This window comes from Microcystis sp. M113S1, assembly GCF_020246945.1.
Lineage (GTDB): Bacteria > Cyanobacteriota > Cyanobacteriia > Cyanobacteriales > Microcystaceae > Microcystis.
This window is the reverse complement of sequence record NZ_JADBSA010000347.1, coordinates 1-11656: the sequence shown is the minus strand read 5'-3', so window position 1 is coordinate 11656 and position 11656 is coordinate 1. Positions and strand designations below refer to the sequence as shown.

Below are 11656 nucleotides of genomic sequence, written 5' to 3'. Positions count from 1 at the left end.
CCCAAATCTTGGTTGAAAGACCAAAACCCTTGGAGAGTGAACCAGAAAAAGGATAACTAGATAGCAAGTGATATTCTAGTAGGTTCGGTTCAGACATAATCGTGTAAGACCTAAGTAAGGGAAACCAGAAAGGGCTGTGATGAGCTTCGAGAATCCTCACGCCTTTAAGCCCAGGAGTGTCAACAACACTTATAGGGTTTTGGGAGAGAAAGGTGTATCTTAATATTAGAGAGGATTTTAAAAAAAGATTAAAAGTCTTCGAGAATACCCTAAACTTAAATCTTATCGTTTCCCCGAAGCTATTAACGGAAAGGAGTATCAGGTTATGACGGTGGAAAATCTAGAAACAAATGGGACTCAAACCCCAGCAACCACAGAAGAAAAAACCAGCACTGTGCGCGGTAAGGCTAGTACGGCTAAAACCGCCAAAGATAAAGAAGTGGTCGCCCTTTCGGTGAAAAACAGTCCCGAATCAGCTTCCAAAGCCTTAAAATTCTATCAACCTGAACATCGCTTGCCCGAAAATCGCCCTGTTGGTAGTAGCCATCTTCACTTCACGGAAGATGAAATGTTACCCGGTGGTCGTCCCGTGGAAGTTAGCCATCTGAAAGTTGTGAGTACCTATTCTTCCGTCGGTGGATTGCGTCCTGTCGGCTCTAGTGGTATGGAAATCAGTAGCACTCTAGCGATCTCTGGCAATCGTCCGATCGCTCTGAGTCATCTGCACATTAGCGAAACTTATACAGTCATGGGTAATCGTCCCGTTGCTTCCAATGAAATCGATGATCCCGAAACTTTAATGGGATTTTTGGATTAATTGTTTTGTTGATCAAGATAGATTTTTTCCCTGTCCCGGACGGGGAATTTATTTTTTCTAGCCCACCGTTTTTAATCCCGATGCTGTTTAAGCAAAAATTTTTCTTAATTGTCTCGTTTCTAATAGTGGTTTTTTGCGGTTTCGGATTATTAAATTTTACCTACGATGCTTCAGTTTTAGCGCCAGAGGAATATTATCAGATTCGATCGCTTCATAGTCGCGATGGTATCGGTAAATTTTATCTAGGACGGGAAATCGCTAAAGTCATGGGACACCAAGAAATGTTATGGTTAGAACGTCCTAGTCGCCGTTTCACGGAAAAACCCGATGATCTGATCACCGCACTACATTTAAAACCCACAGACCTAGTGGCAGATATCGGCGCGGGGACAGGTTATTTTAGTTTTCCTATGGCGAATTTAGTAGAACAAGTTTTCGCCGTCGATGTGCAACCGGAAATGTTAGGGGCAATTGATTTTTTGGCCGAGGAAAATCAAGTGAAGAATGTCACCACAATTCTCGCCACAGAAACCGATCCCAAATTGCCAAATGCGATAGATTTAGCTTTAATGGTCGATGCTTATCACGAGTTTTCCTGTCCCCGCGAGATGATGGAGAATCTGGTCAAATCCTTAAAACCCGATGGTAGGGTGGTATTAGTAGAATACCGTCGTGAAAATCCCCTGATTCCCATCAAGGCCCTTCATAAAATGACCCGCAGACAGGCAGAAAAAGAAATGGCCGCTCTCGGTTTAGTGCCAGAAGAAATCATCGAGACTTTGCCCCAACAACATTTAATGATTTTCCAGAAAACAAATTCAAATTAGCAAGTTACCCAAGCTAATCCGCGGGACTTTCTTTTTGGATTAACACCTCACCAGCGATTAAACGTTGGGCTGCCGACAGTAAAACATCCTCAATATAGGGCTTGACAAAATAACCTTTTGCCCCTTTAGCAGCGGCGAGATGCTGCATTTTTTGCGACCCTCGCGAGGTAATCATCGCTACTGGTATCCCCTGAAGTTGTTCATCCTTTTGCAGACGAGAGAGCAATTCTAACCCATTCAGGCGAGGCATTTCGAGATCGCAGAGAATCAGATCACAAGCTAATCCAGCCCGTAATTTTTCCCATGCTTCTAAACCGTCTCGGGCCTTTTCAATGCGATAACCAGCTTTAACCAAAGAAATCGCTAACATTTCCCGCGCCGTTACCGAATCATCGACAATCAAGACCCGATGATTCGATTGTGCAAAGAAATTAGCGGGATTACTGTCAATAATCGTTGCATCGGGGTATAAAGGCTGATTACGAGTCGCTTTAATACTATTAGCTAGTAACACTTCCCCCGCAATCATTCTTTCAGCCGCCGAGAGTAAATCTCTTTCCGTGTAGGGCTTGGTAAAATAACCACTAGCTCCTAATGTCGCCGCCACCTGACGATGACGTTTCCCTCCTTGGGAAGTCAATAAAGCCACGGGAATGGACGCTAATCGGGGGTCTTTTTGCAAATTATACAGTAATTCTAGGCCATTCATGCGGGGCATCTCGATATCGCAGAAAACGATATCACAGGGCAAACCGCCGCGTAATTTTTCCCAAGCTTCTTGACCATCCCGGGCCTGTTCCACACGATAACCGGCTTTACTAAAGCTTAAAGAGAGCAATCCCCGGACAGTAATCGAATCATCGACAATCAGAACCATAGCCCCCGATTTTTGGCTAGTTTCCACCGCTACGGGGGGGGCAGGTTGGCGCCAAAGACCACCGTTATCGGTACGCAGACGACCCCTGGCGATGTCGATTAACTCTAACACATCGCCGATCGGCATCACCGTACCATCGCCCAAAACCGTCGCCCCAGCAATCCCAGCCGTTTTCGGAATCGGTCCTTCGATCTGTTTGATGACGATTTCCAGTTCACCGATCACTTGATCCACCTGTACTGCGAGGAGATTATTACCACCGCGCAGGATCACGATCGAAAAAGAGTCTTCCTCCTGTTTGCCAGTATAAAAACTACCGCGACTTAGTTGCCGATTGTAGGAAAGCAATTCGCTTAAGGGTTGGAAGGGTAGTAAAGTATTTTGCCAGAAAACGCAGCGCCGTCCCTCCCTATCCATTTGGATATCGCTGGACCGGAAATCCTTCATATCTTCCACTCCGTCCATGGAGAACCCGATGCGCGCATGATTACTCACACAACACAGGGCCTTACAGATACTCAGGGTTAGGGGTAAACGGATGGTAAACGTGCTTCCTTTGCCCAGTACCGAGTCAATAGTAACGGTCCCGCGCACATCGATTAAACTGGTCTGCACCACATCTAAACCCACCCCACGACCGGCAAAATCATCGGCCTGATCTTTGGTACTAAAACCGGGGTGAAAGAGGAGTTCATAGACTTCTTGGGGACTGAGGTGTTCAGCTTCCCGATCGCCGATCAGGCCTTTTTCGATCGCCTTGCGTTTCACCTGATCAGCATCAATACCGGCCCCATCATCACCAACGGTGATCACGGTTTGATTCCCCTGTAGGAATGCCCGGACAGAGATGGTCCCGAGGGCAGGTTTCCCTTTGTCCATGCGTTCTTGGGGTGATTCAATGCCGTGGGTGATCGCATTGTTGACCAGATGGGTCATGGGACTATTGAGATGTTCGAGGATCATCTTATCGATGAGAACATCACCCCCTTCCACTTTTAATTCGGCTTGTTTATCAAGTTTCAGGGAAATATCGCGAATTGCCCGGGGTAGGCGATCGGCGGCTTGACTAAAGGGAACCATGCGCGATTTGGTCATCCCTTCCTGTAGTTGGGTGGTGGCCTGTCGCAGACTGCGCGTCACCTGATCGGTTTCATCGACGACAAATTGAAGATCAGAACCCGATTCTCGCACTCGTACGATCAATTCGATCATCTCTTGGGATAATAAATGGAAATCGGTAAAACGGTCGATCTCTAGGGCATCTAGTTCGCCAGCCATGGCCGAATCCCCCTGATTTTCTCCCTGAACTCTACCGTAACCGATGGCACCACCGGAATTGCGACTAGCCAGTAAAGCCCCTTCTAGGAGGCTTCTTTCATAGAGATCCTGCATCCGACTGCCCACATCACCCAGATGTTGGACGCAGGTTAGCAAATTATCTAAAAAGAGACGCAGGCGATCCTGTTCCTCTTCAAGGCGATTGCGTTTAACCACCAGTTCCCCGATCAGATTGCTGAGGTTATCCAATTGTTTGATCGGCACCCGCATCGTCTGTTCAAAAGCTTTACTGACAAGGGGACGCAGGTTTTTTGACCGGACTGGTGGACTGACGCTGACCGCCGGATTTGCTGCCATCACCTGATTGGTTTCTTCGAGGAGTTTTTCTAAATCCTTGAATTCATCCTCTAGGAGGCTTTCTGGGGCAATTTCCCGTGATTCTAACCCTTGCAGAGGTTCCACCGCAGCCACCAGGTCCACTGCTGGGGATTCCCAGAGGAAGGCCTCTAGGGATTCAAAGATGTCTGGTAGTGGCGGTTGCGCCGGTGGCGTGGGTTTTTTCAGAAAAGCTTCTAAGTCTTCGAGGCTGTCGTAAAAATTGGGGTTGCCGATGGCTATAATTGCTTCTGAGTCCAAGACCACCGCATTTTCTAGCAGCAGAGATTCGAGATCATCCCCATCTTCCGGTTCTAACTTGGGAGCCGGTCCGGGGGTATAATAAAGATCATTAGTGGCGGATTCTTCCCAATTGATACTATCGCCAAAAAGTTCCTCTAATTCCCTTTCCGAGGTCAAGGAAGACGGGGTTTGCCCAAGATAGGCCCCGGCTCTGGCCACCAGAGAAGAACTCTGCTCGAATAAAAAGCCGAGTTCATCTAGAGCCTCGTCACCGTCGGCGTCTTTGTCTTCTAAACTCTCTAACAGCTGTTCGAGATCCTCGTTAAAGAGATGATCCGAGTCGGGTTTCGTCATGATTTGCTTCCTGCCAAGTCTTCCTTTTTGGTCAACCAATACGCTCTCTTCAGCTTCAGATTACCTAGAATCTTACTCGATAACTCTATCCACTAGCAATTTTTTTATGACTAATCAAACTCTTGGACTCGATCGACAATTTTATTCCTATTATCAATCTATCTGTCTGCGAGAACCTCCTATTTTAGCTCAATTACGTCAAGAAACTGCCTCTCAACCCCTGGCAGTCATGCAGATTGCCCCCGAACAAGGTCAGTTTCTGGCTTTTTTGGTACAGGTGATCGGGGCGAAAAAAACCCTAGAAATAGGGGTTTTTACCGGTTATAGTTCTCTAGTGGTGGCCTTAGCTTTACCCCCAGAAGGCCAGCTGATCGCCTGTGACCTAAGGGAAGAATATACCAGTATAGCCCGCCGTTATTGGCAGCAGGCCGGTGTCGCCGATAAAATCGATTTAAGAATTGCCCCGGCCCTGGAGACTTTAGATCAATTAATCGCCGGGGGAGAAAGTAATAGTTTTGATTTTGTCTTTATCGATGCCGATAAAAGTAATTATGATGCCTACTACGAACGGGCGTTACAATTGGTCAGAAATGGCGGAATTATCGCTATCGATAATGTTTTTTGGTCGGGACGGGTAGCGACGGCCGATAGCACTGATAATCGCACCAACATTATCCGTTCCCTTAATGCCAAAATTCAGCAGGATGAACGGGTAAATATCAGTATTATTCCTATTGGTGATGGTTTGACCCTGGCCATGAAACGGTGAAGAAGTTGGGGAGAGTAGAAAAGCTTTTGCTCTTGCGGAAACCACCCAGGACAACGCTACATCCCTTAAGCTCCTTAACGACAGCACTAAGTTATCTATCAGTTCAACGGAGAGGGTGGGATTTGAACCCACGTTAGGTGTGACCCTAAAGCAGATTTCGAGTCTGCCGCATTCAACCACTCTGCCACCTCTCCACAGGGTTTGAGTCCGGATTATCATTTTAACAGATTACTTGTCCTCGGATTGATTTTTTTTGATAAACCTCTTGCATAATTGATTTTTGAGGGTTGAAAAACGTCAAAAATAAGGATTAAGTGGCATAAAATATCCAAATAAACCATTTAATTGATTATTATTCATTCTTAATTCTTCTGACGACCGACTACTTACTCCTCACCAACCACGACAATTTTTGATTTTTACAAGAGGTCTGATGAATCAAGCTCCTTTTCTTCCAGTTAACCATCCCCAGCCTAACTTTCTCCACCGGTTAGGGAGTCTCTGGAAATTTTCCCGTCCCCATACGATTATCGGCACTTCTTTCAGTGTTTTAAGTCTGTATTTAATTGCTTTGGGCAATATTAGCGATTTTTTTAGCCATTGGTCGGTTTTATTGCTCACTTGGGTCGCTTGTCTTGCGGGTAATGTCTATATCGTCGGTTTAAATCAGTTGGAAGACATCGACATCGATAAAATCAATAAACCTCATCTTCCCCTAGCAAAGGGCGAATTTTCTCGGTTAACAGGAGGGTTGATCGTGGGTTTTACTGCTATTTTAGCAATTATACTGGCTTTTATCGGTGGTTTTTGGCTGTTAATCACCGTGGGGATTAGTTTACTCATCGGTACTGCCTATTCCTTGCCACCAGTGCGGTTAAAACGCTTTCCTCTCTGGGCAGCCTTCTGTATTTTTACCGTCCGGGGTGTTATCGTCAATTTAGGTCTTTTTCGCCACTACAACACAGTTATTAATCAAAATCAGTCTATCTATCCCTCAGTCTGGGTTTTAACAGCTTTTGTTCTTGTTTTCACCGTTGCGATCGCTATTTTTAAGGATGTTCCTGACCTAGAAGGCGATCGCATTTACCAAATTACCACTTTTACCCTCCTTCTCGGCCCAGAAAAAATCTTAACAATTTCCCTATTGACAATTTCTCTATGTTATGCAGGGATGATTGCCGTCGGTCTCTTGGGGATAACGGGAATTAATTCTCCCCTGGCCATTGTCGCCCATCTGCTCCTACTTCTTCTTCTTTGGTGGCGTAGTCGCGGGGTAAATTTAGAAGATAAAAGCGAAATCAGCCGATTTTACCAATTTATTTGGAAATTATTCTTTCTAGAATACCTGATATTTCCCCTAGCTTGTTTACTATGAAAATATCTCCTTTTTTAGCGGCCATTCCCCTACTTTTGCTAGGTGGTACAAGCGCACCTAGCCAAGAAACGATCAATCCGCAATTATTAACTGGCAACCTTCGTTTAACCCTGAAACATGGCGTTTGGAAACTGTGGCAAGATAAACCCGTTTATCAAGATCTTACCCTAGATTTAAGATGCGATCGCGCTGTTTGTCAGCCATCGGTGTGGGGATACGCACCGAAATTCAATCAAGAAGTGGATCACCAAGGTACGGTAAAAACGATTAAATTAGACAATGCTTGGCGATTACAGGTGAAAATGAGGATTCAAAGTCACCCTTGGCAAGCGGAAGTCAGGGAAGCTATTTATAATATCGAAATTGTCCCCTACCAAGACCAACTTATCGGCAGTTATCAAGGCACTTTAGGGGGAAGAAGACGACATAGCCAAGTTAATGGCACAATTTCCCCTTTATGGCCTAATCCCGTCCCTAATCACCAACCCCTACAAGCGCGAGAACATCCCCGTTTAATCTTTCGCAAGTCAGAATTAACTAATCTCAGAGAAAAAGCGAAAACTCCCATCGGTCAAACTATTATCGCCCAATTAAACAACAGTTTACAGGAAAAAATTTATTACGATGGTTATGTGCCTAATGGTGGTTATCATGCCACAGGTCATTGTTTTTTAGCAATTTTAAATCAAGATAGAAAATCGGCAGAAACCGCCTGGGAAATTATCGAAAAAACCCGTAAAAATCGGGGCAGGAGAATCTTAGAACAATCGCCAATTGTTGCCGGAGTCGCTCTCGCCTACGATCTTTGTTATGATCTTTGGGGAGAAAAGCGCCAACGGGAAATTACTGGCTGGTTATCCAGTGAAAGTAAAAAACTTCTCAGTGGTTTACCCAAAGATGGCTGGAATGGAGACGCAGTTAGTAACTGGAATGCGCGGGCCAGAGGTGCGGCAGGATTAGCTAGTTTAGCGATTCTCAAGGAAGATTTACCGCCCGATCCTCTTTATTATCCCTCTGCACAGGTGGAAATGGCCAAACGTCACCTAGAACGCTATTTTACCACAGCTATCGGTGATCGAGGATTTGGCACGGAAGGAGATTTATACACCACCGAACCCATGGTTCTCGCTGTTTTTCCTTTTCTGCAAGGGTATCGAAATAGTCTCGGATTAGACTTAGTAACTGGTTCCTCGGCAGCCCAATTGATCCCCCATTATTTAACCAGAATTGTCCCTAAAAATGGTCAATTATTGATTCCTGCTTATGGCAGACATCAGGTGTTTGTAGGAGTGTCTTTATTAACTATCGCATTGGGAATTACCGATAAATCATGGCTGCCAGCGCTAAAATGGCGATTACAAGGTCAAGAAAAACAACTTTTTCACCCCCATTATCCTCATATTGCCCCTTTTCTTCTCGCTGCTTATCCATCTAATCTTATTCCCGAAAATCCCGAACGCCAACTTGACCGGGTTTTAGTTGATCAACAAAAGGGATTTTATGCTTTTCGTAATCGCTGGCAAAATGAAGAGGATTTTGTCGCTAGTATCTATCTCAAACAGCAACCTTTTGTGGGGGGATGGTCTTTTCCCGATGTCGCTAGTGTGAGAATTTGGGGACTAGGAGGACATTGGGCGAGTTTTGAGAGATCAAAAGGCGACTGGAACTCAGAAAATACCGTTACTTTCCCGAAAACCCCACCTTGGCGACAGGCAAAACCGATATCTTTTCAATCTAGTCCCGATGGTTCGGGAGTAATTACGTTAAAAACTGATAAAATTAGGGTTAAAGGAGCTAATAAACCCGTAGAAGTTGCTCTAGTTCGCTCTTTCGCCGTCGATTACAGTCTATCCTCTGGTTCCCCCGGATTATTCGTCTTGATGGATAAATTATTAGGTAAAGTCGATCAACCAGAATTTATTAATAAAACTTGGGTGATGAATACCCAGGGAAATGTTACTCTCGGAAGAAATAGTTTTACTATCACTCAAAATCGGGCAAATATGCAGGGAACTTTTATAACTCCCGTGACTTTAAAAGTCGAGAAAACTAATACAGGTGAGCGCATTTTAGCCACAGGTAGCGAGGAATTTTTTCTGGTGATGACCGTACAAAAAAGTCGTCCCCCAGCAGTTAAAATTATCGGTAAGGGATTAGATGCGATCGTGCAAATTGGCTCCCAGGAAATCTCAATTATCGACGGTGCAGTTAGATTAAAAGAGATGAATTTTCAAGAGCCATAAAAATTAGCAAGTGACCAAAGAAAAGTTAACAGCTGTCCAGGGGCATTTGTAAAGATGAAGACTATTTGAGCAATTATTGATGATATAATCAAGGTGGCTGACCAAAATAGCCCCTAAATTCAGAACTATCTAAATTGCATCTATAATTTCCGCCTAACTAAACAAACTATGACTAAATATTATCAAATCACCGTTCACAATCGTCAGACGGGCGAAAAATTTGTCACCACCGTTCCAGGGGATAACTATATACTGCACAGTCTGGAAAAACAGGGTCATCAATTACCCTTTTCCTGTCGCAATGGAGCTTGTACCAGCTGCGCGGTCAGGGTATTATCAGGAGACATCCATCAACCAGAAGCGATTGGACTATCGCCAGAATTAAAAGCCAGAGGTTATGCTTTACTTTGTGTCAGTTATGCCCGTAGCGATATGGAAGTAGCCACCCAAGACGAAGATGAAGTCTATGAATTACAATTCGGTCGCTTTTTTGCCCGTGGGAAAGTGCGTTTTGGTTTACCCTTAGATGAAGAATAGATTAGGGATTAATCGTGCCAGATACCAGCAACCAATTAGAAAAATACCTAGACATTGCCAGCGAAGCTGCCCTAGCAGCGGGAACAATAATTATCGATAATTGGGGTAAAATCGAGAAAATAGAAGAAAAAGGGCGATCGGGCGATTTAGTGACGGAAATAGATCGTCGAGCAGAAACAGAAATTCTCAAAATTATTAGCCGTCACTTTCCCGAACATGGGATTCTAGCGGAAGAATCGGGAAAACTGCCAGGGACGGACAGCGAGTATCTCTGGGCGATCGATCCTCTCGATGGCACCACCAACTATGCCCACGGTTATCCCGTATCCGTCGTCTCCATCGGACTACTCATCGGAGGGATAGCAAAAGTGGGAGTCATCTATAACCCCTTTAGAAAGGAACTATTTCGGGCAGCCCAGGGTTTAGGAGCCACCCTGAACCGTCGTCCCATCCATGTCTCCCGGACGAGTGAACTAGAAAAAAGTTTACTGGTGACGGGCTTTGCCTACGATCGTTGTCAAACCCCCGATAATAATTATGCCGAATTCTGTTATCTGACCCATCTGACCCAAGGGGTACGCCGCAGCGGTTCCGCTGCCAAAGACTTAACCGATGTGGCCTGTGGGCGCTTAGATGGTTATTGGGAACGAGGGATTAATCCCTGGGATATGGCTGCGGGAATTATTCTGATCGAAGAAGCTGGCGGTAAAATTAGCGCCTACGATGAGAGTCATTTTCTGATGGAAACGGGGCGAATCTTGGCCACTAACGGACAGATTCACACCACCTTAAGCCAAGCTCTGCAAAAAGCCGCCTCTTGGAGTTTTCAGTTTTAATTCTTTTAATATTTATTGCGATTATCATTGTGATTAGAGTAGGATTCGCTGTATGCCTTTTCCGATTTCCCAGGGATTATTTCAATTTGATTTAATCGATCACTTCGCTGTTTTAGGAGTCTCGATCGATGCCGAACAGGAGGAGATTCGCGAGCGTTACTTAAAAATTGCCTATAAACTCCATCCCGATACCTGTCGCATTCACACCCCCACCGAAAGGGAACAGGCTAATGAGTTACTCTCAAAATTAGTTAACCCAGCCTACGAACATCTAAGCCGCAAACTATCTCGGGAAGAATTTCGCCTTGTTTTAACACAAATGGGCAAGGCAATGGCGAAGGATTCGGGTAAAATCACTATCAGCAGCGAACCAGCTAGAAAACTAGCCCAGTTCACCGCTAACTATGAATTAGCCTATCAAAAAACCCTGCAATCTTTGGCGATCGATCAATATACCGCCCTAGAAAACACCTATCAGAAAATCGCCCAACTCAGTGAACTCAATCTGGTTTATCTGATCTTAACCGAAGGTCAGGGCAACAAGAAAACTATCCAGAAAGTCTTTATCTCCCAAGGCAATCCTAACCAGTCCGAGTTATTGGGAGCGACTGTCACGACGGCAGCCGAGGCTAAAGCCAAAGAATCGCCCCTAGAAGCCTATATTCGCCGCGCCCAAGCCTCTCTTGACCAAAATAACCCCGCCCAAGCTTTGCGAGAATTGCGCGATGCCCTGCGGCAAGAACCGGATAATGGCATCTGTCACGCCCTGCTCGGTTTAGCCTACCTGCAACAAAATCAACTCGCCATGGCCCGGGTTCATATCAATCGTGCCTGGCAAGTCAGCCCCAAAGATGCGACGGTGATTAGGTGCAAACGGGAACTAGATAAAGTAGTTAATCCTAATGTTGAAATGGAAGACCAGAAGGGACAAAAAAAGGAAGGGGATCGCAAGGGCGGTTTTTGGTCTCTATTTGGTGATAATAAAGATTGACATCCTCGCCGCCGTAAAACGGACGGCGATTCCTCACCACGCCACTTTTTTAGGGTGGTCGCGTCAATGGGGTTGACGCAGATAGCGAAAAACGCTTAATTGCTTAAGTCTGACACTTTCGACCCGTCCGTTTT

General features: G+C 45.3%; 9 protein-coding genes and 1 tRNA gene. 8 read left to right on the top strand and 2 right to left on the bottom strand.

The genetic code is table 11. The features are described 5' to 3' along the window. The first annotated feature begins 325 nt into the window (after positions 1-325). Together IM319_RS17355 and IM319_RS17350 are read left to right on the top strand one after the other, a co-directional pair. The gene (locus tag IM319_RS17355) at positions 326-817 is read left to right on the top strand and encodes a hypothetical protein (RefSeq protein WP_286826410.1); all 492 of its coding nucleotides are present in this window, start codon (positions 326-328) and stop codon (positions 815-817) included. An 80-nt stretch (positions 818-897) separates the two neighbouring features. Further along, positions 898-1644, top strand: coding sequence for a class I SAM-dependent methyltransferase (locus IM319_RS17350; protein WP_287736420.1), 747 nt, complete (start codon positions 898-900; stop codon positions 1642-1644). Positions 1645-1657: 13 nt separating this feature from the next. Here IM319_RS17350 and IM319_RS17345 read toward each other — a convergent pair whose 3' ends face one another. Then, positions 1658-4771, bottom strand: coding sequence for a hybrid sensor histidine kinase/response regulator (locus IM319_RS17345; RefSeq protein ID WP_287736419.1), 3114 nt, complete (start codon positions 4769-4771; stop codon positions 1658-1660). A gap of 106 nt (positions 4772-4877) precedes the next feature. Here IM319_RS17345 and IM319_RS17340 point away from each other — a divergent pair, with 106 nt between their 5' ends. Further along, positions 4878-5540, top strand: coding sequence for a class I SAM-dependent methyltransferase (locus IM319_RS17340; protein ID WP_287736418.1), 663 nt, complete (start codon positions 4878-4880; stop codon positions 5538-5540). 107 nt (positions 5541-5647) lie between these two features. Here the strand turns inward: IM319_RS17340 and IM319_RS17335 are convergent. Next, positions 5648-5734: transfer RNA gene (locus IM319_RS17335), tRNA-Ser, on the bottom strand. Positions 5735-5973: 239 nt separating this feature from the next. On the opposite strand from IM319_RS17335, the gene IM319_RS17330 reads away from it, so the two are divergent. The 5 genes from IM319_RS17330 to IM319_RS17310 all read left to right on the top strand — a co-directional run bounded on the left by IM319_RS17330 (position 5974) and on the right by IM319_RS17310 (position 11522). Next, on the top strand, positions 5974-6915 hold the full coding sequence (locus IM319_RS17330; protein ID WP_287736417.1) for a homogentisate phytyltransferase: 942 nt from the start codon (positions 5974-5976) through the stop codon (positions 6913-6915). Then, on the top strand, positions 6912-9158 hold the full coding sequence (locus IM319_RS17325; RefSeq protein WP_287736416.1) for a hypothetical protein: 2247 nt from the start codon (positions 6912-6914) through the stop codon (positions 9156-9158). Before IM319_RS17330 ends, IM319_RS17325 begins: the two co-directional genes overlap by 4 nt. A gap of 168 nt (positions 9159-9326) precedes the next feature. Further along, positions 9327-9695: a 2Fe-2S iron-sulfur cluster-binding protein gene (locus tag IM319_RS17320; RefSeq protein ID WP_287168861.1), complete on the top strand. Its 369-nt coding sequence runs from the start codon at positions 9327-9329 to the stop codon at positions 9693-9695. 14 nt (positions 9696-9709) lie between these two features. Further along, complete coding sequence (locus IM319_RS17315) at positions 9710-10531, top strand: inositol monophosphatase family protein (protein WP_287736415.1); 822 nt, start codon at positions 9710-9712, stop codon at positions 10529-10531. A 52-nt stretch (positions 10532-10583) separates the two neighbouring features. Continuing rightward, positions 10584-11522: a J domain-containing protein gene (locus IM319_RS17310; protein ID WP_286826422.1), complete on the top strand. Its 939-nt coding sequence runs from the start codon at positions 10584-10586 to the stop codon at positions 11520-11522. Positions 11523-11656 lie beyond the last annotated feature (134 nt).

Excerpts from the sequence above, each read along its gene's own strand:
- IM319_RS17355 (WP_286826410.1), top strand. The coding sequence starts at position 326 with ATGACGGTGGAAAATCTAGAAACAAATGGGACTCAAACCCCAGCAACC.
- IM319_RS17350 (WP_287736420.1), top strand. The coding sequence starts at position 898 with ATGCTGTTTAAGCAAAAATTTTTCTTAATTGTCTCGTTTCTAATAGTG.
- IM319_RS17345 (WP_287736419.1), bottom strand. The coding sequence starts at position 4,771 with ATGACGAAACCCGACTCGGATCATCTCTTTAACGAGGATCTCGAACAG.
- IM319_RS17340 (WP_287736418.1), top strand. The coding sequence starts at position 4,878 with ATGACTAATCAAACTCTTGGACTCGATCGACAATTTTATTCCTATTAT.
- IM319_RS17330 (WP_287736417.1), top strand. The coding sequence starts at position 5,974 with ATGAATCAAGCTCCTTTTCTTCCAGTTAACCATCCCCAGCCTAACTTT.
- IM319_RS17325 (WP_287736416.1), top strand. The coding sequence starts at position 6,912 with ATGAAAATATCTCCTTTTTTAGCGGCCATTCCCCTACTTTTGCTAGGT.
- IM319_RS17320 (WP_287168861.1), top strand. The coding sequence starts at position 9,327 with ATGACTAAATATTATCAAATCACCGTTCACAATCGTCAGACGGGCGAA.
- IM319_RS17310 (WP_286826422.1), top strand. The coding sequence starts at position 10,584 with ATGCCTTTTCCGATTTCCCAGGGATTATTTCAATTTGATTTAATCGAT.